The organism is Streptomyces sp. NPDC111628 (assembly GCF_055635195.1).
This window is the reverse complement of record NZ_JBVKBZ010000007.1, coordinates 517,925-542,831: the sequence shown is the minus strand read 5'-3', so window position 1 is coordinate 542,831 and position 24,907 is coordinate 517,925. Positions and strand designations below refer to the sequence as shown.

Below are 24,907 nucleotides of genomic sequence, written 5' to 3'. Positions count from 1 at the left end.
TGGCGGATCTGCAGAAGAGGGAGGGGCACATCACATGCCCGAGCGCGGGCCGTCCACGCACATGCCGCAAACGTCTCAGTCGTCTCAGTCGTCGCAAACATTGCAAACGCCGCCCGCCGGGCGGCGTATCAGTCTTCTCGTCACTCTCATCCTCGGCAGCCTCACCGCCACGCCGCCGCTGGCGATGGACATGTACCTTCCCGCGCTCCCGGAGGTCACCCGGGCCCTGGGCGCACCGGCCGCGACCGTCCAGCTCACGCTCACCGCCTGCCTGGCCGGCATGGCCCTCGGGCAGATCGTCGTCGGCCCGATGAGCGACAAGTGGGGGCGCCGGCGTCCGCTGCTGGCCGGACTCGCCGTCTACGTCGTCGCCACCGCGCTGTGCGCCGTCGCGCCGAACGTGGAACTCCTCGTCGCCTTCCGGCTGGTCCAGGGACTCGCGGGCGCCGCCGGGATCGTCATCGCCCGTGCGGTCGTGCGCGACCTGTACGACGGCGTGGCCATGGCCCGCTTCTTCTCCACCCTCATGCTGATCTCCGGCGTCGCGCCGGTCGTCGCGCCCCTCATCGGCGGGCAGATCCTGCGGGTGACGGACTGGCGGGGCGTGTTCGTCGTCCTCGTGGTGGTCGGGGTGGTGCTGGGCGTCGTCGTGTGGGCCCGGCTGCCGGAGACGCTGCCCGTCGAGGAGCGGCACGCGGGCGGCGTCGGCGACACCCTGCGCGCGATGCGCGGCCTGCTCGCCGACCGCGCCTTCACCGGGTACATGCTCGCGGGCGGCTTCGCCTTCGCCTCGCTGTTCGCCTACGTCGCGGCGTCGCCGTTCGTCGTGCAGGAGATCTACGGAGCCTCCGCGCAGACGTTCAGTCTGCTGTTCGGCCTCAACTCCATCGGGCTCGTCGTGGTCGGGCAGATCAACGGCAAGGTTCTCGTCGGGCGGGTCAGACTGGACCGGGTGCTCGGCCTCGGCCTCGTCGTCGTGATCGCCGCGGCGACCGTGCTGCTGCTGATGTCCCTGGGCGTCTTCGGCGAGGTGGGGCTCGGGCCGGTCGCCGCCGCGCTGTTCGTGCTGATGTCGGCGATGGGGCTCAGCCTGCCCAACACCCAGGCGCTCGCGCTGATGCGGGTGAAGAAGTCCGCCGGTTCCGCCTCCGCGCTGCTCGGCACGTCGTCGTTCCTGATAGGTGCGGTCGCCTCGCCGCTGGTCGGGATCGCGGGGGAGGACACCGCCGTACCGATGGCCGTGGTCCAGCTGGCGGCCGCGGTGCTGGCGCTCGGCTTCCTCGTGACCATGTGCCGTGGGCAGAGAGCAGGCAAGGGAGAAGACAACTGAGCGCTCCGAGACTGCGCAGCGACACCCCGGAGCGGGCCGGACTCGACCCCGGGCAGCTCCGTCGTGCCGTCGCCGAGGTGCACGACCTCACCACCGGCGAACGCCCCTGGGCGGCGGGCGCCGTGGTGGCCGTCGGACGCGGGCCCGTGCTCGCCGCCGAGGCCGCGGCGGGCTGGGCCGTGCGCTACTCCTCCTACGATCCGCACACCGACACCGGCGTGGAGCTGCCGGAGCGTTCGCGGGTGCCGATGAGCGTGGACACGCCCTTCGACCTCGCCTCGCTGACGAAGCTGTTCACCGCGGTGGCCGCCGTGCAGCAGATCGAGCGGGGCACGCTCGGCATCGACGCGGAGGTCGGGGCCTACCTGCCGGACTTCCGGGCCGCGGCCGAGCACCGCGTCACCGTACGGCAGTTGCTCACCCACACCTCCGGGCTGCGGCCCGAACTCCCGCTGTACGACTGCGACGCCACCGCCGACAAGGAGGAACGGCTGCGGCGGCTGCGGGCGGAGCCGCCGGTGGGGGTGCCGGGCACGTACTGCTACTCGGACCTGAACATGCTGCTCCTGCAACAGGTGCTGGAGCGCATCACCGGGCGGGGGCTCGACGTCCTCGTCCGGGACGGGATCACCCGGCCGCTGGGCATGACGGCGACGGGCTTCGGACCGTGTCCGGGCGCCGCGGCCACGGAGGACCAGCGGCGGCCGTGGGCCAAGGCGGACCGGGGGATGCTGCGCGGGGTCGTCCACGACGAGAACGCGTGGGCGCTGGGCGGGGTGGCCGGTCACGCGGGGCTGTTCTCGACGGGGCGGGACCTGGCGGTCTTCTGCCGGACACTGCTGGCGGGCGGCTCCCACGGGCCCGCGCGCATCCTCGGGCCGGACTTCGTGGAACTGCTCCTGGCCGAACCGGGGCTCGGGTTCGCCCTGGACCAGCCGTGGTTCATGGGTGAGCTGGCGGGGCGCGGGGCGGCGGGGCACACCGGTTTCACCGGCACGATGCTGGTCCTCGACCGGGCGACGGACACCTTCGCGATCCTCCTCGCCAACGCGGTCCACCCGCGCCGCCGCGCCCCGGACAACCGGGGCCGCGCGGCGCTGTGCACGCGGGTGGCGCGGGCGGTGCGGGCCTGAATCGTCCTCGGCTCCGGTAGTGGGGTGCGCGTGGCGCGGTGGGTTCGGTGGGTGGGTCGGGGCCGCGCCGGGGGGTGTCCGTCCTCGGAACGGCGCGGAATCGGTTGGCTACGGGGGCTCGGGGCGTTGACGCGCCAACCGCTGCGGGCGGACACCCCCCGACACGCCCCCTTCTCGCCGTACGCGACCGCGGCCCGCCCTCGCCCCGCCCCCACACTCGCCGTACGCGACCGCAGCCCGCCCTCGCCCCGCCCCCACACTCGCCGTACGCGACCGCGGCCCGCCGTCCTCCGGCGCCCCTTCTCGCCGTCGCGGCCGCGGCCCGCCAACGCTCCGCGTCCCCTCCCCGCCGCACGCGGCTCCCCGCCCCCCCCGCCGCCGCTGCGGGCAGTCGTGCCGCTGGGGCGGCACGGGTGGGCGCAGCGGCACCCCGCAACGCCGGGCCGCGTCACCCCCCCCGCGCCCGCACCCACGCCGGGCACCGGGTGCAGCGCCGGGCGCGCGACCCAACCCGCGCCCGCCCCGGGTCACCAGGTAGCGCCGGGCCCCGCAACCCACGGAGTGCCTCGTACAATCTCCGGGTGAACGACCCCGCCCACACCCTGCGCGCCGCCCTCGCCGACCTCGTCGACGGGCTGCCGCCCCGACAGGCCGCCCAGGCCGTGGAGCGGCTGATCGCCAACTACCGCGGGGACACCCCCACCGACGCCCCCATCCTGCGCGACCGCGCCGACGTCGTCGCCTACGCCGCCTACCGCATGCCCGCCACCTTCGCCGCCGTGAGCTCCGCGCTCGCCGCGTTCGCCGCGGCCGTGCCGGACTGGGTGCCGGGCAGTCACGTGGACGTCGGCGGCGGGACCGGCGCCGCCACCTGGGCCGTCAGCGACACCTGGGACGGGACGCGGCCGGTGACCGTGCTCGACTGGGCCGAACCCGCGCTCGCCCTCGGCCGGGAGATCGCCGCCTCGCTGCCCACCCTGAGAGAGGTCCGCTGGCAGCGCTCGCGGATCGGGGCGGCGCTCGCCATCGAGAGCGCCGACCTCGTCACGGTTTCCTACGTACTGAACGAGCTGACCGCAGCCGACCGCGCATCCCTCGTCGACGCCGCCGCCGGCGCCGCGCGGGCCGTCGTGATCGTCGAGGCCGGGACCCCCGCCGGTTACGCCCGCGTCATCGAGGCCCGCGACCGGCTGATCGCCGCCGGGTTCCGGGTCGCCGCGCCCTGCCCGCACAGTGCCGCCTGCCCCATCGTGCCCGGCACGGACTGGTGCCACTTCGCGGCCCGCGTCAGCCGGTCCAGCCTGCACCGGCAGGTCAAGAGCGGGTCCCTCGCCTACGAGGACGAGAAGTTCAGCTACGTCGCCGCCACCCGGCTGCCCGCCGAACCCGCCCCCTCCCGGGTGGTCCGGCGTCCGCAGATCCGCAAGGGCCAGGTGCTGCTGGACCTGTGTGAACCCGACGAGCAGGTGCGGCGTCGTACGGTCACCAAGCGGCACGGCGACCTGTACAAGGCCGCCCGTGACGCGGCCTGGGGCGATTCCTGGCCGCCCGGGGAGGACTGAGGAAGCAGTGGAACGTGACGTGCAGCGCGCCCTGCGGATCGTGATCGCCGAGGACGATCCGCTGCTGCGCGAGGGGCTCGCCCTGCTGCTGCGGGCCGAGGGCCTGGACGTGGTCGCCACCGCGGACACCGCCGAGTCGGTGCTCGCGGCCATCGACGAGCACGAGCCCGACGTCGCCATCCTCGATGTGCGGATGCCGCCCACCCACACCGACGAAGGGGTCCGCGCGGCCGTCGAGGCGCGGCGGCGGCGCCCCGGACTCGCCGTCCTGGTGCTGTCCGCCTATGTGGAGCAGTCCTTCGCCACCGACCTGCTGACCGGGGGAGTGGGCGGTCTGGGGTATCTGCTCAAGGAGCGCGTCGGGCGGGTGGAGGAGTTCATGGACGCGCTCGGGCGGGTCGCGGGCGGGGGCACCGCCATCGATCCCGAGGTCGTCGCCCAGTTGTTCACCCGGACGCGGCAGGACACCCGGATGGAGCGGCTCAGTCCGCGGGAGCGGGAGGTGCTCGGTCTGATGGCCGAGGGCCTGGGCAACAGCGCCATCGCCGGACGACTCGTGGTCACCGACGGCGCCGTCCACAAGCACATCCGCAGCATCTTCGCCAAGCTCGACCTGTCCCCGGCCGACCAGGTCGACCGGCGGGTGGCGGCCGTCCTGCACTACCTGGAGAACGCGCGGGCGCCACGCCCCTGAGCGGCCGGGGAGGCCTCGGTCAGCTCCTCGGGTTGTGCTGCCGTTCTCGCAGCCTGCGCAAAAGTTCCTGCTTCTGGGCCTGCGCCGACGGGCCGCCGCCGACGCGGCCCGTCCGGTCGCCGCCGCGCAGGGCGTCACGTCCGAGCTTCCGGCGCGTGCCGCCGACGCCCAGCATGTTTCCGGTTCCACCTCGGGTCATGTCGCTCTCCTTCCGGACCGTCGCGAGGCGAGACGGTTCGTCTCGGTTGACCTCACTTTAGCGGCGAGACGTTCCGTCTTGTCAACCTGATAACTTCGGAGCATGGCCACCACCCGGAAATCCGCCCGCACCACGACCCCCGCCGCCGAGCGGCCGCACCCCGACGCCACCCGGCGCAGCCAGCGGTCCCGCCAGGCCATCTACGACGCCGCCCTCGCCCTGGTCGGCGAGGTCGGCTACCCGAAGACCACCATCGAGGGCATCGCCGCCCGCGCCGGCGTCGGCAAGCAGACGATCTACCGGTGGTGGTCCTCGAAGGCGCAGGTCCTGCTGGAGGCCTTCCTCGACCTCGGCGAGCAGGCCGTACGGGCGCAGGGGCAGGGGGAGCCCTACGCGATTCCGGACACGGGCGACATCGCCGCCGACCTCAAAGCCGTACTGCGGGCCACCGTCGACCAGCTGTACGACCCGAAGTTCGAGGCGCCGTCCCGTGCCCTGGCCGCCGAGGGGCTCGTCAACGAACAGCTCGGCCGGGAGTTCGTCGCCAAGCTCCTGGAGCCGTCGCTCCAGCTGCACGTCGACCGCCTGCGCGCCGCACAGGCGGCCGGACAGGTGCGGCCGGAGATCGATCCGCGCATCGCGCTGGAACTCTTCGTCTCGCCGCTCGCCCAGCGCTGGCTCCAGCACACCGCGCCGATCTCCTACGCCTACACCGACACCCTCGTCGACTACGCGCTGCACGGGCTCGCCCCGCGGTGACCGATGACGCCTGACCAGGGAAGTTTGTCCCTTCACGACCCCGAAGCGCGCAATGGTGCGACGATAGGGCATGCTGGTGCGCACGACGGCGAGGCAAGGGGATAGATGAGCGCGGAGTTCGGCGGTCGGAGCGGTCTGCAGGGCAAACTCTCCTCGTGGCTGCGCGGACGCCGCCCCAAGGAGGCCGCCGGAGACGGTGGCCGGGAGGATCTGCTGCTCGCCGCCGCCGGTGCCGGACTGCCCCTGGCGCCCGCCGCGCACCCCGCCGGATACCGTTGCTCCTGCGACCGCGTGGGCTGTCCCACCCCCGCCCGGCACCCGGTGTCGTTCGCCTGGCAGACGCAGTCCACCACCGACCGCGCCCAGATCGAGCGCTGGGCCCGGCACCAGCCCGAGGCCAACTTCATCACCGCGACCGGCATGGTGCACGACGTGCTCGACGTGCCGCTGGAGGCCGGCCGGGAGGCGGTGGAGCGGCTGCTCGCCGCCGGTGTCGAGGTCGGGCCGGTCGCCGAGAGCGACGACGGGCGCATGCTGCTGTTCACCCTCACCCGCGGCACCCCCGAGGACGAGGACGAGTGGTGGCCCTGCGAGCTGGACTGCCACCCCGAGACCATGGACGAGCACCCGGGGCTGCGCTGGCACTGCCGCGGGTCCTATGTGCTGGTGCCGCCGGCCCGGCTGCCCGGCGAAGGCCGGAGCGTGCACTGGGTGCGCGGTCCCGAGCACCCGCTGCCGGATCCGCTGACGCTGCTGGAGACCCTCACCGACGCCTGCTCCCGGCACGCCGGTGCGGAGGGCGACCACGAGGGAGCCTCCTGGCCGCTGCGCCGCTGAGCGCCCCGGGGACTGCTACTCGCCCTTGCCCGACGTCAGGCCCTGGACCCGGCCCAGTACCGAGACCTGCCCGTCCGCCGGGTCGAGCGCGACCTCGTTGGAGACGAACTCCATCGTCAGCGACTGCTTGATCTCGCCGTCCGTCAGCGCCAGCACGTCCTTGTTCGGCGTCGGCACGGACGCGCCCCGCGCCGCGGTCTGCTTCTCGAAGTGCCGGCTGGTGAAGAACACCAGCGCGCCGCCGTCCTTCGTGCGCAGCGCCAGCGGCGCGTAGTCGCCGTTCGTCAGCGGCTCGTCGATGTACTGCGTGACCAGGCCGGGGCGGGTCGAGCGCTTCTCGCGCAGCGCGCGCCAGGAGCTGGTGTGCACACCGTCCGCGAAGGTCTTGCCGCCGTCCTGGAGGTACGTCGTGTAGCCCTTGCTCAGGCCGGCCGGCGGGACGCTCACGTCGGTGGCGTTCGCGGGCACCGTCTCGGCCCAGCCGTCCTGGTCGGTCTTGAACTCGGGCACCTTGCCGGGGGCGACCAGCGTCAGGTACGCCGCCTCCCAGGGCTCCTCCAGGCCGTCCCGGGTGAAGACCAGCAACCAGCGTGCCTTGCCGCCCTTGTTGGCCTTGGTGTCCGCGACGAACCAGCGCGGCCAGCCCGCCTTCTTCGGGATCGTGAACTTCGCGTCGGTCAGCTCCAGCGGCTCGTGCGCCGGATTGCCGTCCGGGTGGTTGGCCGCCCCCGCCTTCAGCCGCGCCGAGTCGATCGCGGCGAGGGCGCCGGTGGTGTGGTCGGCGTCCAGGGAGGCGTCGTACGCCTTGTCGGCCGCGTTGTACGCGCTGGTGAACTGCTCCAGCGCCTTCGCGGCCTCGGCCCGGGTGGCCGAGGGGAGTACCTCGCGCTCACCGTGCACCACCACGCAGCCGCTCGCCGTCAGCGACAAAGCGGTCGCCGAGGCGGATATGAGCGCGTACTTCTCAAGCCTGCGGGGCCTTCGAGGGCCGCGATCCTGGCTCATCAGGTTCCTTCACCTTCCCCTTCCCGGAGGCGAACCCTACCGGGGCGAGGAAGAGCGCGAGCGTCGGGACCAGGTACAGCAGCCACACCGTGACCTGGAGGACGGTCGGATCGGGCTGGAAGTTGAACACGCCCTTGAGCAGGGTGCCGTACCAGCTGGAGGGGTCGACCGTGTTGCTGATGTCGAAGGCCAGGGTCGTCAGGCCCGGGACCAGGTCGGCCTCCTGGAGGTCGTGCAGGCCGTAGGCCAGCACGCCCGCCGCCACGACGACCAGCATGCCGCCGGTCCAGGTGAAGAAGCGGGCCAGGTTGATGCGCAGCGCGCCCCGGTAGAACAGCCAGCCCAGCAGGACCGCGGTGGCCAGCCCGAGGGCCACGCCGATCAGCGGGCGCGGGGTGCCGTCGCTCGCCGCGTGCACCGACGCCCACACGAACAGTGCCGTCTCCAGGCCCTCCCGGCCGACCGCCAGGAACGCGGTGGCCACCAGGGCCCCGGTGCCCATGGCGAGGGCCGCGTCCAGCCTGCCGTGCAGCTCCGTCTTGAGGTGGCGGGCGGTGCGGCGCATCCAGAAGACCATCCACGTCACCAGGACGACGGCCAGGATGGAGAGTGAACCGCCCAGCGCCTCCTGCGCCTTGAACGTCAGCTCCTGCGAGCCGAACTCCAGCGCGCAGCCGAAGCCGAGCGCGATGGCGACCGCGACGCCGATGCCCGCCCAGATCGGTTTCAGGGCGTCCCTGCGGTCCGTCTTGACCAGATAGGCGATGAGGATGCAGACGACGAGTGAGGCCTCCAGGCCCTCGCGCAGTCCGATCAGGTAGTTGGAGAACACGGTTACGCCTCCTTGCCGAACAGCGTGCTGCCCCACCAGTCGTCCGCGTCGCGGACCCCGGGCGGCACGGCGAAGACCGCCGAACCCACGTGCTGGATGTACTCGTTGAGCGCGTCCGTCGCCAGACTGCGCTGCACGGGGACGAAGCCCGTGCGGATGTCGCGCTGGTAGGCGAGGAAGAACAGGCCGGCGTCCAGGCGGCCCAAACCGTCCGTGCCGTCGGTGAAGGAGTAGCCGCGGCGCAGCAGCGTCGCCCCGCCGTTGGAGTCGGGGTGCGCGAGCCGGACGTGCGCGTCCGGCTTCATCGCCTTCAGGAACGGCTCGTCGCGTTCCTTGGCCTTGCCGACGGGCGCGCCCTCGCCCTTGTCGCGGCCGAACACGTCCTCCTGCTCCTGGAGGGAGGTACGGTCCCAGGTCTCGATGTGCATGCGGATGCGGCGGGCGACCAGGTACGAACCGCCCGCCATCCACGGCGCGCCGTCCTGCTCGGCGGCCCAGACGAACTTCTCCAGCCGGTCCTTCTCCGTGCCCGCGATGTTGCGGGTGCCGTCCTTGAAGCCGAGCAGGTTGCGGGGAGTCTGCTGGTCGGGCGTCGTGGAGGAGGTCTTGCCGAAGCCCAACTGCGACCAGCGCACGACGACCTTGCCGAAGCCGATGCGGGCGAGGTTGCGGATCGCGTGCACGGCGACCTGGGGGTCGTCGGCGCAGGCCTGGACGCACAGGTCGCCGCCGCTGCGGGCCCTGTCCAGGTTGTCCCCGGAGAACTTCGGCAGGTCGGCCAGGGCCTCGGGGCGCCGGTCGGCGAGGCCGAACCTCGTGAAGAGGGACGGCCCGAAGCCGATGGTGAGGGTCAGCCGGGACGGTCTGAGGCCCAGCGCCTCGCCGGTGTCGTCCGGCGGGGCCTCGGGCAGGCCGCCGTAGGCGCCCTCGCCCACCGCGTGACCGGCGGTCATCCCGCGGGCCGCCGCCGTCCACTCCTTGAGCAGTGCCACGAAGGCGGCGCGGTCCTCGGTCGTCACGTCGAACGCGGCGAAGTGCAGGCGGTCCTGCACCGGCGTGGCGATGCCCGCCTGGTGCGCCCCGTGGAAGGGCACGGCGGAGCCCGCGTCGGCACCGGCCGGGTCCACGTCGGCCCCGGCGCGGTCCATCGCCACCGCCCCGCCGGCCGCCGCGGCGGCGCCGAGCGCGAGGCCCGCGCCGCCCCAGCCGATCAGTGACCGCCGGGAGGGTGAGGGGGCCGGTGCGGGGGAGTCGGTGTCCGTCATCTCGCCCTCCACGCCTACTTCGTGACCACGGCCGCGGCCAGCTTGGACAGCGGCTCCGCGAGCGCGTTGACCGCGTCCGACAGCTCCTTGCGGTCCGCCTTGCCGACCTTGTCGTAGGAGGTGAACTCGTAGGAGGAGGTGCTCGGGCGGTACTGGTCGAGCAGCTTGTCCAGCGCCGCGAACTGGCGGTCCAGCTCCGTCGTCAGCGCCGCGTCGTTCTCCTTCGCGACCGGCTTCAGCAGCGCGTACGACTGCTGCGCGCCCTCCACGTTGGCCTTGAAGTCGACCAGGTCGGTGTGCGAGTAGCGCTCCTCCTCACCGGTGACCTTGCCGGTGGCGACCTCGTCGAGCAGCTCCTTGGCGCCGTTGGCCATGGAGGTGGGGGTGATCTCGGCCTTGCCGACCCGGTTCTGCCAGTCCTTCAGGTCGGTGACCAGGGTGGCGGCCAGCTCCTTCTCGCGGTCGCCGATCTTCCCGTCCTGCCACAGTGCCTTCTCCAGGCGGTGCCAGCCGGTCCAGTCGGTCGCCGGGTCCTGGCCGTCCTCCAGGCCGTCCTCGCGGACGTCGACCTTCGGGTCGATGTCGCCGAAGGACTCCGCGACCGGCTCGGTGCGCTCCCAGCCGATGCGGGAGGGGGCGTACGCCTTCTTCGCGGCCTGCAGGTCACCGGCCTTGACGGCCTTCGCGAACGCCTCCGCCTTCGGCAGGGTCTCGTCGGCCTGCTGCTGCACGTACTGGCGGTAGGCGGCCACGGCCTCGTCGAGGCGCGGGTCGCGCGCGGCGGCCTTGCCGCCGGTGGCCTTCACGTCCTGGCGGATGCCCTTGCCCTTCATGCCGGGCTTGCAGGCGATCCGGTAGTCGCCCGCCTTGACCTCGGCGGTGACCCGCTGCTTGGTGCCGGGGCCGATGTTCTCCCGCTCGGTGACCACCCGGTCGTCGGGGAAGAGGAGGTAGACCTCGGTGACCTTGGAGCCCTTGTTCTCGACGGCGAGTTCGACGTGACCGGCCGGGAACTCGGCCTTCGACACCTCGCACTTGTCGTCCGTCGCCGTCACCGTGATGACGTGCTCGCCGTCCTCGGCGCCGCTCTTCTCCGTGCACCCCGTGACGGCGGCCAGGGCCGCGGCGGTGGCTACGGCGGTGACGAGGGAGAGTCTGGCGGCTCGCATGCGGGCTCCAAGGGATGGCCGAAAAGTGCGCGTGACGGGCCTCACAGGGAAGGTGAGGCTGGCCTAACATACCTAAGGATTTCCTAAGCAAAACCTGTCCATACGGTGATCCGAATCTCATGGACGGTGTATGAGCACGGGCCGGTCACGGTGGCTCAATGAAGTGCTCATAGGAGAGTCAAAGGTGCGTCAAGGATGGCCTCGTCGGGGGACGACGGCCCTCACGGCGAGCGGTGCGGGACGACGAGGAGCGCGCCCGTGCGCGGGTGCGGGAACACCTCCACCGGCTGGTCGTAGACCTCGGACAGCAGCTCCTCGGCGAAGACCTCCGACGGCGGGCCCCCGGCCGCGATCCGGCCCGAGCGCAGGACCGCCACCCGGTCCGCGTACGCCGCCGCCAGCGCGAGGTCGTGCAGGACGACGACCACCGCGTCCCCGGCCCGCGCCCGCTCCCGGCACAGCCGCAGCACGAGTTCCTGGTGCCTGAGGTCCAGGGCCGCGGTCGGCTCGTCGAGCAGCAGGAGGGGAGCGCGCTGGGCGAGGACGCGGGCCAGGGCCACCCGGGCCCGCTCGCCGCCGCTGAGCGCGGAGAACGGGCGCCCGGCGAATCCGGCCACCTCCGTGCGGGCCATCGCCTCGGCCACGGCCGCGTCGTCCTCGCCCTCCCGGTCGCCGCCCGCCCAGGGCGCCCGGCCCATCCGGACGACCTCCTCCACCGCGAACGGGAAGGACAGCGACGCCGACTGGGGCAGCACCGCCCGGCGCAGCGCCAGTTCGGGCGCCGACCAGTCCGACACCGGCCGGCCGTGGAGGCGTACGACCCCCTCGGCGGCCGGGACGTCGGCGGCCAGCGCGCCCAGCAGGGTGGACTTGCCCGCCCCGTTGGGGCCGACCAGGGCGAGCACCTCGCCCGCGCGGACGTCCACGTCCACCCCGTCGAGGACCGGCCGCCCGCCGAGGCGTACGCACAGTCCCTCGGCCGCGGCGAGGACGTCACCGGGCGCGGCCGGGGGCGGCGGCACCGGACGGGACGGCACCAGCCGCGGCAGCTTCACCCTTCTCATGCCCAGCCTCCCTGCCTGCGCCGGGTGCGGCGCAGCAGCCAGAAGAAGAACGGACTGCCCAGCAGCGCCGTCAGCACCCCGAGCGGCAGTTCGGCCGGCTCCGCGACCGTGCGGGCCGCCAGGTCGGCGGCGAGCAGCACCAGCGCGCCGAGCAGCGCGCTGCCCGGGATCAGGAACCGGTGCCCGGGCCCCGCCGCCATCCGCAGCAGGTGCGGGACGACGAGTCCGACGAAGCCGATGACACCGGCCACGCTCACCGCCGCCGCGGTCAGCAGGGCGATCACCAGGACCAGGACGATCCGCAGCCGCTCCACGTCCACGCCCAGGTGGCGGGCCGGACGTTCGCCGAGGGCGAGGAGGTCGAGGCGACGGGCGTACAGCGGGGCGAGCCCGAGGCCGAGCGCCGCGCACGGCAGGACCGCCAGGACCTTCGGCCAGGTCGCCTGGGCGAGCGAGCCCAGCTGCCAGAAGGTGATCTGGTTGACCGCCGCGGTGTCCGCGAAGAACAGGAACAGCCCGATCAGCGCCCCCGCGAAGGCGTTCACCGCGATGCCCGTGAGGATCAGGGTCACGACCTCCGTGCGGCCGCCCGAGCGGGACATCGCGTAGACGACCAGGACGGTGATCAGGCCGGAGACGAAGGCGAACACGGACACCGTCCAGGTGCCGAGGAAGTTCAGGCCGAAGGCGATGGCGCCGACCGCGCCGACCGCCGCGCCCGAGGAGACGCCGATGACGCCCGGCTCGGCCAGCGGGTTGCCGAACACGCCCTGCATGAGCGCCCCGGCGCACCCGAGTGAGGCGCCGACCAGCAGGGCCAGGACGATCCGGGGGAACCGCACGTTCCACAGCACCGACTCGGCCACCCGGTCCAGTTCGGTGCCGCCGAGCCCCGTCCGGTGCAGCAGCGAGCCCAGCACGTCGCCGACCGGGATCGGGTAGGCGCCGGTACCGGCCGCGACCGGGACGAGGAGCAGCAGACCGGCGGCGAGGGCGGCGGTCAGCAGCCAGGCGGTGGAGCGCCGGGCGCGGGGGGAGACCGGGGCGCCGGGCGCCCGGGGCGGGGCGGGCTTGTCCAGTACGGTCACTTGGCGCCGTCCTCGGCGTACAGCTGTGCCACGACCGACTTCAGCACCTGGTCGGTGCGCGGGCCGTAGTTGAGGAGCACGCCGTCCTCGACGGAGACGATCCGGCGGTCCATCCCGGCCGGGGTCTGGGCGACGCCGGGGATCTTCACCAGGCCGTCCACGCCGCCGACCGACTCGAGTCCCTTGCTCATCACGAGGATCGCGTCCGGCGCGGCCTTGACCAGGGCCTCGCTGGTGATGGCCGTGAAGTCCTTGTCGAGGCCGGAGGCGGCCCCGGCGTCCACCGCCCCGGCCGCCTCGATCAGCGAACCGGCGCCGGAGTCCTCGCCGCCGATGAGGTAGACGGAGGCCGAGCCGCGCAGGTACAGGAAGGCGACGCGGGGCTCGTCCCCGTGCGGAACGCCCTTGCGCACGGCCGCGATCCGCTGCTCCGAACGCCGGGTCAGCTCCTCCCCGGCCGCCGGTACGCCGAGCGCGTCGGCGACCGCCTCGATGCGCGGGCCCACGTCGTCCAGCCCCTTCGCCGCCTCGACGAAGAGCACCGGGACCCCGGCGGCGCGGATCTGGCCCACCGCCTCCTCGGGGCCCGTGGTGGTCTCGGCGAGCACCAGGTCGGGCTTGAGGGAGAGCACGCTCTCGGCGGAGACGTCGTGGCCCCGGGTGACCACCGGGAGCCTCGCCGCCTGTTCGAAGGTGGCGGTGACGTCCCGGGCGACGACCCGGTCGCCGAGCCCGAGCGTGAAGACGATCTCGCTGAGGCTGCCGGAGAGGGGGACGATCCGCTTCGCCCGACGCACCGTCACCCGCTCGCCGTCGGCGGAGCGGACGGTCACCGGGAGGCGTGGCTCGGGTCTCTTCGCCAGTGGTTCCACCCGGTTCGCGACGGTCCCCCCGGCCGGTGCGGACGACGAGCCGCCGCCGTCGCCGGGCGCGGCCTCGGTGGAACCTCCGCATCCGGTCGTGGTCAGCGCCAGCGCGAGCACGGACAGCAGTGCTCCCGCCAGGGGGTTTCGCAAGCGTCGCACGGTGTCCGTTCCTCTCGTCGGGCCGCAGACGAGCGGCCGGTGCCGGTCGACTAGAGCTTAGGTTAGCCTTACCTTTGTTCGCTACCGGCCCCCCGATCCGGAGGACTTCGCATGCCCGCCCGCCTTCGCGCCCTGGTCACCCTGGTGTGCGCGGCCGTTCTCGGCGCCCTGCTCCCCGTGACCGCCGCACACGCCGAGAGCCGGACCGTGCAGGGCGGACGCCTCGACTGGGGCATCAAGTCCTCGTTCCAGACCTATGTCACCGGGCCCGTCGCGAAGGGCAGTTACTCCCTCAGCGGGGGTGCGGCCACCGTCGGCGGCAGCTCGTTCCGCTTCCACTCGGCGACCGGCACCTACGACGCCGCCACCGGCACCTTCCGCGCCGCCTTCTCCGGTGGCGTGCACTTCCTCGGCCACCGCACGAGCACCGGCACCCACCAGCTCGACCTCACCCTCAGCCGTCCCACCGTGAGCATCTCCGGCTCCACCGGCACGCTCCACGTGGACGTCGTCAGCAAGGCGAAGGACACCGGGGCGGTCACGACGTCCCGTCAGGTGCCCTTCGCCTCCCTCTCCCTCGGCGGCATCGACATGCGGGGCGGCGGCAGCACCGTCGCCCTGAACAACCTCCCCGCCACCCTCACCGCCGAGGGCGCCCGGTCCTTCGCCGGGTACTACACCGCCGGTACCGCGCTGGATCCGGTGAGCCTGTCCGCCGACGTGAAGGCGCCCGCGCCGAAGCGGGAGAAGCAGCCGTCGGACACCCCCTCGCCGTCCGCCGAGTCGCCCAGGCCCACGAAGACGTCGGGCGGCACGGTCCAGGACGGCGCCGTCGACTGGGGCGTGCGCCGCACCTTCCGCGAGTACGTCACCGGCGACATCGCCGACGGCGAGTGGGCCCTCACCGCGGGCGCCCAGGACGGCGGCGCGCTCTTCCGCTTCCCCGGCGGCACCGGGACGTACGAGGACGGCGACCTCACCGCCGCCTTCAAGGGCACGGTGCGCTTCACCGGCGCCCATGGCCTCGACCTGAGCCTCGGCAACGTACGGACCGTCGTCGAGGACGGCAGGGGCACGCTGTACGCCGACGTGACGAGCCCGGACGTCAAGGAGAAGAAGGTGCCCCTGGTCACCTTCGACGCGGGCGAACTGAAGCCGTCCGGGGGCCTGGTGAAGGTCACCGAGGCCCCCGCCAAGCTCACCGCGCGCGGTGCGAAGGCCTTCGGCGGCATGTACCAGGCCGGCACCGGGATGGACCCGGTGTCCCTCGCCGTCGCCCTCACCGCCGACGCGGAACTGCCCGCCCTGCCCGACCTCGGCAGCGAGCCCGTGCCGAGCGCGAGCCCGCGGCCGGGGAAGACCGGCGCCGACACCTCCGCCGCCCCTGTCGCGAGCACCACCGACGACGGCGACTTCCCCGCACTTCCCGTCTCCCTCGCGGCCGGTGCCCTGCTGCTGGCGGCCGCGGCCCTCGTGGCCGTCGCCGTCCGCAGGCGCCGCGCCCGGCCCGCCGCGTCCGCCGATTCCCCGGCGGGCCCGGCTCCGGACCAGGGCTGAACACCCCCGACACCAAGGAGAACCGAGCCATGCCCGTCAGACGACGCCGCTCCACCGCACTCGCCGCCGCCGTCGCCACGGCCGCCGCGCTGGGCGTGACCGCCCTTGCCACGCCGGGCAGCGCCACCGCCGCCCCGGCCGCCGGATCCCCGCTTTCGGACTACGAGTTGACGTGGGGCATCAAGCAGTCCTACCGGACGTACGTCGGCATGTTCGGCAGCTTCACCGCGTCGGAGGGCGCCACCCAGGCCGCCGGCAACGGTGCCTTCACCTTCACCGACGGCACCGGCACCTACGACCACACGACGAACGCCGTCGACCTCGGCTTCCAGGGCAAGCTGGTGAGCGCCTCCGCCGCGCACCAGTTCGAGGTCACGCTCACCGACGTGCGCTTCGACAGCGGCGCCGGTGAGATCACCGCCGACGTGACGACGGTCGACACCTCCGGCGCGACGCCCACCAAGAAGGGCGACGACGTGCCGCTCGCCAAGGTCGCCGTGACCCGCGCGATGACCGACATGGCGACCACCCTCACCACCGAGGCGGGCGAATACCTCGGCAGCGCGAGCTACGCGGGCGCGGCCGGAGACCCGCTGACGGTGGTCAGGAAGACGCCTCCGACCACGGAACCGACCACCGGTCCCACGACCGGGCCCACCGGGCAGCCCACCACCGGGGAACCCTCCAACGAGCCGACCACCGGCCCGACCGACCCGGAACCGACCGACCCGCAGACCACACCCGCCACCCAGGACCCGAGCCCCACGGCGAGCACGAGCGCCTCGCCCTCGGCCCCCGCGAGCGCGGCCCCCGCCAAGGGCGAGATCGCCGACGGCACCCTCGGCTGGGGCGTGAAGGAGTCCTTCCGCGCCTACGTCGTCGGCACCGTCGCCAAGGGCAGGGTCACCGTCTCCGGCGGCGCCACCCAGGCCGCCGGGAACGGCGCGTTCACCTTCAAGGACGCCACCGGCACCTACGACACGGACGCCGACAAACTGACCGCCACCTTCAAGGGCGCCGTCAACTTCAAGGGCCACGAGACGGGCGGCACCTACGGCCTCGACCTGACCCTGAGCAACCTCAAGGCCACCCTCGACGGCGGCACCGGCAAGCTCACCGCCGACGTGAACAGCCTCGGGGCGCAGACCGAGGGAGTGGTCCTGGCCGACCTCAGGGCGACGTCCGGCGACCTGAAGGCCGCGAAGAACGTCATCGCCGTCGAGGACGTCGCCGCCACGCTCACCGCGGCCGGCGCGAAGGCCTTCGGCGACTTCTACCAGGCCGGTACCGCGCTCGACACCGTCGGCCTGTCGGTGGCGCTGAGCGACGACGCACAGCTGCCGGGCGGCGACGGCTCGGGCACGTCCGGCGGCGCGTCCGGCGGCGCGGGCACGGCGGGCGGCTCCACCGGCGGGGGCACGGGCACCGCCGGCGGCACCGGTTCGACCGTCGGCGGCACCGGAACGACCACCGGCGGTTCGATCGGCGGCGGCAGCCTCGCCTCCACCGGTTCGGACATACCGGGCCCGGCCCTGGGCGCGGCGGCCGGTGTCGCGGTCGCGGTCGGCGCGGGCGCGGTGTACGCGACGCGCAGGCGGCGGACCCAGGCGCGGTCCGCCGAGTAATCCCTTGCGGGCCGGGGCGGTCCGCGCCCGATACTGTCCGGATGGAACGTGCGGTGCGGGAAGCGGCTTCGGGACCCCTGGTCCTGGACGTCCGGGGCCGCCCCGGCCCGCCACCGCTGCGCTTCGTCCGGGCCCGGGACGGCGGCCCGCCCACGCTCCACCAGGGCGCCCGCCCCCTCACCCGGGCCCGGTGGCACGGCGACGGCTGCTGCCGCGAGCTGCACCTGTGCCGCCTGCCCGGCCACCGCTCCCCGCTGCCGCCCCTGCGCGCCGCGTCGATGCGCACACCGGACGCCGACTGGCGCCACCGCTGCGCCCGGTGGTTGGAGGACACGCCCTACGGGCCGCTGCACGACGGACGCTGGTCGCTCACCGCACGCGCGTCGTTCGCCCCCGGCATCTGGACCGAGGACTTCGTACGGGACTGGCCCGACACCGTCCTCGAACTGCTCTGCGGAGGCGGCTGGCACGGTGTCCTGCCCCTGCGCCCGCTCTCGCCCCCCGACGCGCCGCGTGTGAAGGCGTACCGCAAGCACGCCCGGGACGGCACCCTGGCCCCGGTCCTGCTCTGGTGGGTGCCGTTCCTCGACGGCTGGCTGATCCTGGACGGACACGACCGCGCGGTGGCGGCGCTGGCGGAGGGCGCCGAACCGGCCTGCGTGGTGCTGACCCTGCTGCCGGAGGAGGCGGAGTGGCGGCGGACCGCCGACGCGGTCACCGAGGGGCACGCGGAGCGCATGGCCCGGCTGTCGGAGCGCCCCGCCGGATCGGAAACCGAACGCCGACGCGCCGCCCTGGAACGCGGGTACGCGGACGCGCTCGCCACCCTCCCCCACGACGACGCCCCCACCCCGCTCTGGCCGGCCGCGGACGATGCTTGAATGCCCCGGTGACCGACTACGACGTACTGCGGGTCTTCTGCGCGCCGAACGGCGGATACGGCAACGAACTGGGCGTCGTCCGGGACGGATCCGTACTGCCGGAGCCCGAGCGGCGGCAGGAGCTGGCCGCCAAACTCGGCTTCAGCGAGACCGTGTTCGTCGACGACCCCGAGCGCGGCGTCGTCGACATCTACACGCCCACCCTGCGCCTGCCCTTCGCCGGGCATCCCTGCGTCGGCACCGCCTGGCTGCTGGACGTGCCCGAACTCGTCACGCGGGCCGGGGTGGTGGGCGCCCGGCTGGACGGCGAGTTCAGCTGGATCGAGGCCCGCCCCGAGTGGGCCCCGCCGCGCACCCTGCGCCAGTACGCCACCGTCGCCGAGGTCGACGACCTCGGGGTGCCCCCGAAGGGGGAGTGGGTCTACGCCTGGGCGTGGGAGGACGAGGCGGCGGGGCGGGTGCGGGCCCGCGCCTTCCCCGGCCGCGACGACGGCATCGACGAGGACGAGGCGACGGGGGCGGCGGCGTTGCTGCTGACCGGACGCCTGGGCCGCGCCCTCAACATCACCCAGGGGGTCGGCTCCCAGATCCTCACCGCACCGCAGCCCGAGGGCTGGGTCGAGATCGGCGGGCGGGTACGCCTGGAGCGGTGACTCAGGCGGACAGCGGGAACTCCTCGCCGAGCGCCCGGAAGACCGCCGTGTTCAGGGCGAAGGCACGCTTGCACTCGGCGACGACCCGCTGCTTCTCCAGGTCGTCCGCGCGGATGCCGTCCAGCAGTTCGCGGTACTCCCGCTTGAAGGCGGCCGGGTTGGAGATCTCCTCGAAGACGTAGAAGCGGACCCCGTCGCCCTTCCTGGCGAAGCCCCAGGTCCGCTCGGCCTTGTCGCGGATGATCTGGCCGCCGGACAGGTCGCCCAGGTAGCGGGTGTAGTGGTGGGCGACGTACCCCGCGGGCCACTCCTGCGCGCATTCGCGCACCCGGGCCGCGTACGCCTCGGTCGCGGGCAGGGCGGTCAGGCCCGCGCGCCAGTCGGCGCCGCGCAGGTGCGCCAGGTCCCGCTCCAGGGAGGCCAGGCGCAGCAGCTCCGGCCGGACGAACGGCCCGGCCACCGGGTCCGCCGCCAGCCGGCCGGCGGCGGTCTCCAGGGCTTCGTAGACGAACCACAGCTGCTCGGTGTAGCGCGCGTAGGCGTCGACACCGAGCCGCCCGCCCAGCAGGTCGCTCATGAACGTCGAGGTCTCCGCCTCCACGTGCTGCTCGTGGGAGGCGGTGCGGATGAGCGTCGAGAAGGAGTCCATAAGCATGATTTTCTATGGTTAGGCTTACCTAAGTCAATAGGCTTGCCGACGGGCTGTCGGTAAAAGCGTACCCACCCGGACGCGAAACGGCCCGCCCTCCGGGGAGAGCGGGCCGTCGAGCGACGCGGATCAGGGGACGGGGGTCGGGGAACGGGGGTCAGGGCAGCGTAAGGATCTCCGCGCCCGAGTCCGTCACCACCAGGGTGTGCTCGAACTGGGCGGTCCGCCTGCGGTCCTTCGTCACGACCGTCCAGCCGTCGTCCCACATGTCGTACTCGTGGGTGCCGAGCGTCAGCATCGGCTCGATCGTGAAGGTCATCCCGGGCTGGATGACGGTCGTCGCGTGCGGGCTGTCGTAGTGCGGCACGATGAGCCCCGAGTGGAACGCCGCGTTGATGCCGTGGCCCGTGAAGTCCCGCACCACCCCGTACCCGAACCGCTTCGCGTACGACTCGATGACCCGGCCGATGATGTTGATCTGCCGGCCCGGCCTGACCGCCTTGATCGCGCGGGCCAGCGACTCCCGGGTCCGCTCGACCAGCAGCCGGCTCTCCTCGTCCACGTCGCCGACCAGGTAGGTCGCGTTGTTGTCGCCGTGCACCCCGCCGATGTACGCCGTCACGTCGAGGTTCACGATGTCGCCGTCGCGCAGCACGGTGGAGTCGGGGATGCCGTGGCAGATGACCTCGTTGACCGAGCTGCACAGGGACTTGGGGTAGCCCCGGTAGCCGAGCGTCGAGGGGTAGGCGCCGTGGTCGCACATGTACGCGTGCGCCACCCGGTCCAGTTCGTCCGTCGTCACGCCGGGCGCGATGTGCTTCGCGGCCTCCTCCATCGCCCGCGCCGCGATCCGCCCGGCCACGCGCATCGCCTCGATCGTCTCGGGCGTCTGCACCTCCGGTCCGGTGTACGGCGTCGGCGCGGGTTTGCCGACGTACTCGGGCCGGCGGATGTTTCCGGGCACGGAACGGGTGGGGGAGAGCTCCCCTGGGACGAGCAGCGACTGGCCAGACATGCAGCGAGTCTAACCAGCACGCATGGGGGAACATGTCGGTGGCGAGAGGAGCTGTCCCATGGCCCTGTTCAAGAAGCGCACGGTCGGCAAACCGGGCGAGTGGTACTACTGCCTGGAGCACCAGAAGGTCGAGGAGGGCCCGGACTGCCCGGGCAAGGACCGCTTCGGACCGTATGCCACCCGGGCCGAGGCCGAGCACGCGATGCAGACCGCCCGCGAGCGCAACCTCCAATGGGAGAACGACCCCAGGTGGCACGACGCCTCCGCCCCGGGAAGCGCCGACGGCGACCGGGACGACTGATCAGCCGCTCGCGGCGTCGGCTGCGCGCTTCTCGCGCAGCCGCACCGCGTGCTCGTTCGTCCGCGCGTCGTACGTCATCATCGTCGGCAGGCACAGCGCCAGCACCCCCACCGCGCCCGCGCACAGCAGCCCGCCCGACCACACCGACGCCCGCACCCCGACGAGCGCGGCCGTGCCGCCCGCCCGGACCTGGCCGAGCTGCGGACCCACCGAGTACGACAGCAGCTCGATCCCGGCGAGCCAGCCGCGCAGCTCGTCCGGGATGGTCTGGTTCCACATCGCGCTGCGGAAGACGCCGCTGACCATGTCGCAGGCACCGGCGAGCACGAAGCACAGCAGCACCAGCCACACGTTCCCGGCGAAGCCGGCGGCGGCGATCGCCAGGCCCCACCCGGCCGCCGCGAGCACCACCATCCGCCCGTGCCGGTGCACCCGCGCCGTCCACCCGCTGCTCACGCTCACCAGCAGCGAGCCCGCCGGAATCGCCGCGTACATCAGCCCGAGCGACCACTCGGCGTCCAACTCGTCGGCCAGGAACGGCAGCACCGCGAGCGGCATCGCCAGGAGCATCGCCGCGAGGTCGACCGCGTAGGTGCCCAGCAGCTCCTTGCGGCTCCACGCGTACCGGGCGCCCTCGGCGATCGCCGCCCACGACGGTCTGCGCGCCTCGTGCGCGGCGGGCGAGGAGGCGAGCCCCGCCACCAGGACCACCGAGGCGGCGAAGGTGACCAGGTCGACCGCGTACGCCCAGCCGAGCCCCGCGTACGCCACCACCACGCCCGCCAGCGCCGGTCCGGCGATGCCGCCGACCTGCCAGCGCAGTGCGTTCAGCGAGGCGGCGGCCGGGAGGTGCTCGTGGGCCACGATCCGCGGGATCAGCGAGTCCAGGGCGGGGCGCTGCACCGCGCCGAGCGCCGAGGTGAACGCGGCGATCACATACAGCGGCCACACGGCCGGGCTCGGCATCAGCGCGTTGACCAGCAGCGCGACGCACAGCACGCCCTGACCGGCCTCCGTCCACAGGATCAGCCGCCGCTTGTCCCAGGCGTCGGCCAGCGCCCCGCCGTACAGCCCGAACACCACCAGCGGCACCAGCTCCACGGCGCCGATCGCGCCCACCGCCGCCGCCGACCCCGTCAGCTCCTTGATCTGCACCGGCAGCGCGACGAAGGTCAGGAAGCTGCCGAAGTTGGTGATCAGCCCCGAGACCCACAACCGCCGGAAGTCCCGGGAGGCCCGCCAGGGAGACAGATCGGGCAGCAGGGCCCGCAGGCCGGTGGGCGGGTCGACGGGCGCGTCGGCGGACGACTGGCCGGGCCTGTCGGCGGGCGCGTCGGCGGGGGAGGTGTCGGTCACGAGGGGTCATCGTCCGGCGGCGGCACGAACACCGGCAACCGGTTTTCCCGGCGGCCGCCGTCGGCGGGGTGGCGGCGATCGCCGGTCGGGCCGCGGCAAATCCCGGCGGGGCGGCGATGACCACCGGCCGGACCGCCACCGTCGCCGGTCGGGCCGGGGGCGTCGGTCGGGTGGCGGTGGTCGGACCGCGGTGGTCGTCGGTCGGGTGGCGGTGGTCGTTGGTGGGTCCCGGCGGGGCGGCGATGGTCGTCGGTCGGATCGCGGGGGGCGTCGGTCGGGCCGGGCAGTTGCCCGGCGGGCCGCGGGGGCGTCGGTCGTCACCAGCCGGACGGTGGTGGGGCCGTCAGGTGGTCGGCGAGGCGGGAGAGGCGGTCGCGGAAGCGGCGGCGGCTCCGGGGCGGTGGCACCGCGTTCTCCCCGGCCGACGCGCTGACCAGGTGCTGCACCGTGTCCAGGTCCAGCTCGGCTCCGTCCGGGACGGACAGCGTCTCGTGCGCCATCGCCGTCAGCTCCCGCTCGCCCGGTGCGCGGTCGGTGCCCAGCGCCAGCACCGTCGCACCGGCCCGGCGGGCGTCGTGCACCCGCTCCAGGAGTCGGGCACCGGGGTCCTCGGGCGTGACCACCAGCAGCGTCTCCCCGCGCCGGGCCGCCGCCAGCCGCCCGAGGCCGACCGCGAGATGCGCCGGGTCCGACGGACGCGCCCCGTGCCGGACCAGCGTCGGAGCCAGCTCCGGCGTCCCCGACCAGGCGGCCTCGTCCACCAGGTGCGCCGCCAGGTGCCAGGGCTCGTACTCGGGGGTGCCCACCAGCAGCAGACCGCCCCCGTGCGGCACCACCGACCCCCGCAGCGCCCCCGCGAACCGCCGGGTGGCCCCCAGCCACTCGGTCCCGGCGAGCACTTCCCGCAACAGCGCGACCCGTACGGCGTCCATGCGGCCGCATCCTGCCGCAACCCCCTCCGCGCGGTCCGGCGTTCGCCCCGGATTCACCCGGCCCGGGGGCCGCCTCCCAGCGGGCGGGACCCGTACCCCTGGGCAGGCCGTCGCGGACGTAGGGTCGGCCCATGACCTCTACCGACAGTGCTGCACACAAGGCCCCCGCCAAGGCTCCGGCCAAGGACCCCTGGGACCTGCCCGACGTCTCCGGGCTGGTCGTTGGCGTGCTCGGCGGCACCGGCCCCCAGGGCAAGGGCCTCGCGTACCGCCTCGCCAAGGCCGGCCAGAAGGTGATCGTCGGCTCCCGCGCCGCCGAGCGCGCCGCGGCCGCCGCCGAGGAGATCGGGCACGGCGTCGAGGGCGCCGACAACGCCGAGACCGCGCGCCGCAGCGACGTCGTGATCGTCGCCGTACCGTGGGACGGCCACGGCAAGACCCTCGAATCCCTGCGCGGGGAACTGTCCGGCAAGCTCGTCGTCGACTGCGTCAACCCGCTCGGCTTCGACAAGAAGGGCGCCTACGCGCTCAAGCCCGAGGAGGGCAGCGCCGCCGAGCAGGCCGCCGCCCTGCTGCCGGACAGCCGGGTCGCCGCCGCCTTCCACCACCTCTCGGCGGTCCTCCTCCAGGACCCGGAGATCGACGAGATCGACACCGACGTCATGGTCCTCGGCGAGGAGCGCGCCGACGTGGAGATCGTGCAGGCCCTCGCCGGACGCATCCCGGGCATGCGCGGCGTCTTCGCCGGACGGCTGCGCAACGCCCACCAGGTCGAGTCGCTGGTCGCCAACCTGATCTCCGTCAACCGCCGCTACAAGGCACACGCCGGGCTCCGCGTCACGGACGTATGAGGCGATGGGGGACACTGGTCGGTACCAGTGTCCCCCCGACAGGAGCCGTGCCCATGCCCCGCCTCGCCCTCTACGCCCTGGTCGTCTGCGTACTCGCCGTGGCCGCCGCCGTCGTCTCCTTCGTGCAGGGCAGCGTCGTGATCGGCGTCGTGTGGGTGCTGCTGTCGGGGCTGTCGTCGAACATGTGCTGGTACTACGCCAAGCGCGGCCGGGACGCCCGCCGCGCCGCCTCGTCCACGTCCGTCACCGGCTGAGCGGCCTCATCCGCCCGGCGTGCACAGCGGGTCGGTCTGCCAGAAGCGGTACAGCTCGAAGCCGCAGTACGTGTCGACCTCGCCGATCCCCAGGCCCCGCAGCAGCGCGTCGATCGCGTCGAAGAACACGCCGTTGAGCGCCGGGATCCACAGCAGCGCGAACACGATCAGCAGCCCGAACGGCGCGAGCGGCTCCACCTGCCGCCGCACGTTGTACGACAGCCACGGCTCGATCACGCCGTAGCCGTCCAGGCCCGGCACCGGCAGGAAGTTCAGGATCGCGGCCGTGACCTGGAGCAGTGCGAGGAACGCCAGCGCCAGCCGGAAGTCGCGCGGCACACCGTCCAGCGCGTCCAGCCAGAACGGCGCCGTGCACACGACGGCGAACAGCACGTTCGTCAGCGGGCCCGCCGCCGAGATCAGACTGTGCCGCCAGCGTCCCCGGATCCGCCCGCGCTCGATGAAGACGGCGCCGCCGGGCAGCCCGATCCCGCCCATGATCACGAAGAGGACGGGGAGGACGATGCTCAGCAGGGCATGGGTGTACTTCACAGGGTTGAGCGTGAGGTAGCCCTTCGCGCCGACCGAGATGTCGCCGCTGTGCAGCGCGGTGCGGGCGTGCGCGTACTCGTGCAGGCACAGCGAGACGACCCACGCGGCCGTGACGAACAGGAACACGGCGAGACCGGGCTGCTCGGCGAAGCCGGTCCAGGTGGCCCAGCCCGTGACCGCGGCGACGGCGACGATCCCGAGGAAGACGGGACTGATCCTCCGGTCGCTGGGGCGGGCGGTGGCGGTGGACATGGAACTCCCTGACTGTCGGGCACGCGTGACGGCACCCGCGGGGTGCGGGACCGCCCGACCGTACCGG

General features: G+C 73.5%; 26 protein-coding genes. 13 read left to right on the top strand and 13 right to left on the bottom strand.

The features are described from left to right. Positions 1 to 34: 34 nt before the first annotated feature. From ACZ7MF_RS35055 to ACZ7MF_RS35040, 4 genes are all read left to right on the top strand, one after another. The gene (locus ACZ7MF_RS35055; RefSeq protein ID WP_471482219.1) at positions 35 to 1,330 is read left to right on the top strand and encodes a multidrug effflux MFS transporter; all 1,296 of its coding nucleotides are present in this window, start codon (positions 35 to 37) and stop codon (positions 1,328 to 1,330) included. Then, on the top strand, positions 1,291 to 2,463 hold the full coding sequence (locus tag ACZ7MF_RS35050; RefSeq protein WP_471482218.1) for a serine hydrolase domain-containing protein: 1,173 nt from the start codon (positions 1,291 to 1,293) through the stop codon (positions 2,461 to 2,463). Before ACZ7MF_RS35055 ends, ACZ7MF_RS35050 begins: the two co-directional genes overlap by 40 nt. Before the next feature lie 581 nt (positions 2,464 to 3,044). Then, a complete protein-coding gene (locus ACZ7MF_RS35045) occupies positions 3,045 to 4,025 on the top strand; it encodes a small ribosomal subunit Rsm22 family protein (RefSeq protein WP_471482217.1) in 981 nt (326 codons plus the stop codon). A 31-nt stretch (positions 4,026 to 4,056) separates the two neighbouring features. After that, on the top strand, positions 4,057 to 4,719 hold the full coding sequence (locus ACZ7MF_RS35040; RefSeq protein ID WP_471482344.1) for a response regulator transcription factor: 663 nt from the start codon (positions 4,057 to 4,059) through the stop codon (positions 4,717 to 4,719). Positions 4,720 to 4,738: 19 nt separating this feature from the next. On the opposite strand, the gene ACZ7MF_RS35035 is transcribed toward ACZ7MF_RS35040, so the two are convergent. Next, entirely contained in the window at positions 4,739 to 4,918 is a 180-nt protein-coding gene (locus tag ACZ7MF_RS35035) for a DUF6243 family protein (protein ID WP_471482216.1), read from the bottom strand. Between the two features lie 102 nt (positions 4,919 to 5,020). On the opposite strand from ACZ7MF_RS35035, the gene ACZ7MF_RS35030 reads away from it, so the two are divergent. Both ACZ7MF_RS35030 and ACZ7MF_RS35025 read left to right on the top strand, forming a co-directional pair. Next, positions 5,021 to 5,677, top strand: coding sequence for a TetR/AcrR family transcriptional regulator (locus ACZ7MF_RS35030; protein WP_471482215.1), 657 nt, complete (start codon positions 5,021 to 5,023; stop codon positions 5,675 to 5,677). 105 nt (positions 5,678 to 5,782) lie between these two features. After that, positions 5,783 to 6,514, top strand: coding sequence for a bifunctional DNA primase/polymerase (locus ACZ7MF_RS35025; RefSeq protein ID WP_471482214.1), 732 nt, complete (start codon positions 5,783 to 5,785; stop codon positions 6,512 to 6,514). Between the two features lie 15 nt (positions 6,515 to 6,529). Here ACZ7MF_RS35025 and ACZ7MF_RS35020 read toward each other — a convergent pair whose 3' ends face one another. The 7 genes from ACZ7MF_RS35020 to ACZ7MF_RS34990 form a co-directional block, all read right to left on the bottom strand. Continuing rightward, positions 6,530 to 7,519: an SCO2278 family lipoprotein gene (locus tag ACZ7MF_RS35020; RefSeq protein ID WP_471482213.1), complete on the bottom strand. Its 990-nt coding sequence runs from the start codon at positions 7,517 to 7,519 to the stop codon at positions 6,530 to 6,532. Beyond that, positions 7,479 to 8,351, bottom strand: coding sequence for an iron uptake transporter permease EfeU (gene efeU / locus ACZ7MF_RS35015; protein WP_471482212.1), 873 nt, complete (start codon positions 8,349 to 8,351; stop codon positions 7,479 to 7,481). The genes ACZ7MF_RS35020 and efeU overlap by 41 nt, the downstream gene beginning before the upstream one ends. Positions 8,352 to 8,353: 2 nt before the next feature. Next, complete coding sequence (efeB, locus tag ACZ7MF_RS35010; RefSeq protein ID WP_471482211.1) at positions 8,354 to 9,616, bottom strand: iron uptake transporter deferrochelatase/peroxidase subunit; 1,263 nt, start codon at positions 9,614 to 9,616, stop codon at positions 8,354 to 8,356. 14 nt (positions 9,617 to 9,630) lie between these two features. After that, the gene (gene efeO, locus ACZ7MF_RS35005) at positions 9,631 to 10,785 is read right to left on the bottom strand and encodes an iron uptake system protein EfeO (RefSeq protein WP_471482210.1); all 1,155 of its coding nucleotides are present in this window, start codon (positions 10,783 to 10,785) and stop codon (positions 9,631 to 9,633) included. A 221-nt stretch (positions 10,786 to 11,006) separates the two neighbouring features. Next, a complete protein-coding gene (locus ACZ7MF_RS35000) occupies positions 11,007 to 11,849 on the bottom strand; it encodes a heme ABC transporter ATP-binding protein (protein WP_471482209.1) in 843 nt (280 codons plus the stop codon). Beyond that, positions 11,846 to 12,937: a FecCD family ABC transporter permease gene (locus ACZ7MF_RS34995; RefSeq protein ID WP_471482208.1), complete on the bottom strand. Its 1,092-nt coding sequence runs from the start codon at positions 12,935 to 12,937 to the stop codon at positions 11,846 to 11,848. Before ACZ7MF_RS34995 ends, ACZ7MF_RS35000 begins: the two co-directional genes overlap by 4 nt. Continuing rightward, on the bottom strand, positions 12,934 to 13,962 hold the full coding sequence (locus ACZ7MF_RS34990; RefSeq protein ID WP_471482207.1) for a heme/hemin ABC transporter substrate-binding protein: 1,029 nt from the start codon (positions 13,960 to 13,962) through the stop codon (positions 12,934 to 12,936). Before ACZ7MF_RS34990 ends, ACZ7MF_RS34995 begins: the two co-directional genes overlap by 4 nt. 111 nt (positions 13,963 to 14,073) lie before the next feature. Here ACZ7MF_RS34990 and ACZ7MF_RS34985 point away from each other — a divergent pair, with 111 nt between their 5' ends. The 4 genes from ACZ7MF_RS34985 to ACZ7MF_RS34970 are packed head-to-tail and all read left to right on the top strand — an operon-like array spanning position 14,074 to position 18,678. Beyond that, entirely contained in the window at positions 14,074 to 15,519 is a 1,446-nt protein-coding gene (locus tag ACZ7MF_RS34985) for an HtaA domain-containing protein (RefSeq protein WP_471482206.1), read from the top strand. A 29-nt stretch (positions 15,520 to 15,548) separates the two neighbouring features. Further along, positions 15,549 to 17,144: an HtaA domain-containing protein gene (locus tag ACZ7MF_RS34980; protein WP_471482205.1), complete on the top strand. Its 1,596-nt coding sequence runs from the start codon at positions 15,549 to 15,551 to the stop codon at positions 17,142 to 17,144. 41 nt (positions 17,145 to 17,185) lie between these two features. Then, positions 17,186 to 18,025: a hypothetical protein gene (locus ACZ7MF_RS34975; protein WP_471482204.1), complete on the top strand. Its 840-nt coding sequence runs from the start codon at positions 17,186 to 17,188 to the stop codon at positions 18,023 to 18,025. Positions 18,026 to 18,033: 8 nt separating this feature from the next. Beyond that, complete coding sequence (locus tag ACZ7MF_RS34970; RefSeq protein WP_471482203.1) at positions 18,034 to 18,678, top strand: PhzF family phenazine biosynthesis protein; 645 nt, start codon at positions 18,034 to 18,036, stop codon at positions 18,676 to 18,678. A 1-nt stretch (position 18,679) separates the two neighbouring features. Here ACZ7MF_RS34970 and ACZ7MF_RS34965 read toward each other — a convergent pair whose 3' ends face one another. Both ACZ7MF_RS34965 and map read right to left on the bottom strand, forming a co-directional pair. Next, positions 18,680 to 19,327, bottom strand: a complete 648-nt coding sequence (locus tag ACZ7MF_RS34965; protein ID WP_471482343.1) for a biliverdin-producing heme oxygenase — start codon at positions 19,325 to 19,327, stop codon at positions 18,680 to 18,682. Between the two features lie 157 nt (positions 19,328 to 19,484). Then, positions 19,485 to 20,342, bottom strand: coding sequence for a type I methionyl aminopeptidase (map, locus tag ACZ7MF_RS34960; RefSeq protein WP_356865215.1), 858 nt, complete (start codon positions 20,340 to 20,342; stop codon positions 19,485 to 19,487). Positions 20,343 to 20,400: 58 nt separating this feature from the next. On the opposite strand from map, the gene ACZ7MF_RS34955 reads away from it, so the two are divergent. Beyond that, a complete protein-coding gene (locus tag ACZ7MF_RS34955; protein ID WP_356865217.1) occupies positions 20,401 to 20,643 on the top strand; it encodes a hypothetical protein in 243 nt (80 codons plus the stop codon). Here the strand turns inward: ACZ7MF_RS34955 and ACZ7MF_RS34950 are convergent, their stop codons facing one another. Both ACZ7MF_RS34950 and ACZ7MF_RS34945 read right to left on the bottom strand, forming a co-directional pair. Further along, positions 20,644 to 21,999: an MFS transporter gene (locus tag ACZ7MF_RS34950; protein WP_471482202.1), complete on the bottom strand. Its 1,356-nt coding sequence runs from the start codon at positions 21,997 to 21,999 to the stop codon at positions 20,644 to 20,646. Between the two features lie 317 nt (positions 22,000 to 22,316). Next, complete coding sequence (locus tag ACZ7MF_RS34945; protein WP_361007201.1) at positions 22,317 to 22,931, bottom strand: hypothetical protein; 615 nt, start codon at positions 22,929 to 22,931, stop codon at positions 22,317 to 22,319. A 131-nt stretch (positions 22,932 to 23,062) separates the two neighbouring features. Between ACZ7MF_RS34945 and npdG the strand changes: the two genes are divergently transcribed. Both npdG and ACZ7MF_RS34935 read left to right on the top strand, forming a co-directional pair. Next, positions 23,063 to 23,782 (top strand): NADPH-dependent F420 reductase, encoded by a 720-nt coding sequence (npdG, locus tag ACZ7MF_RS34940; RefSeq protein WP_385928917.1) that lies wholly within the window; start codon positions 23,063 to 23,065, stop codon positions 23,780 to 23,782. A gap of 53 nt (positions 23,783 to 23,835) precedes the next feature. Continuing rightward, a complete protein-coding gene (locus ACZ7MF_RS34935; protein WP_016326075.1) occupies positions 23,836 to 24,036 on the top strand; it encodes a hypothetical protein in 201 nt (66 codons plus the stop codon). Between the two features lie 6 nt (positions 24,037 to 24,042). Here the strand turns inward: ACZ7MF_RS34935 and ACZ7MF_RS34930 are convergent, their stop codons facing one another. Further along, complete coding sequence (locus ACZ7MF_RS34930) at positions 24,043 to 24,840, bottom strand: site-2 protease family protein (protein ID WP_003976552.1); 798 nt, start codon at positions 24,838 to 24,840, stop codon at positions 24,043 to 24,045. Positions 24,841 to 24,907: the final 67 nt, after the last annotated feature.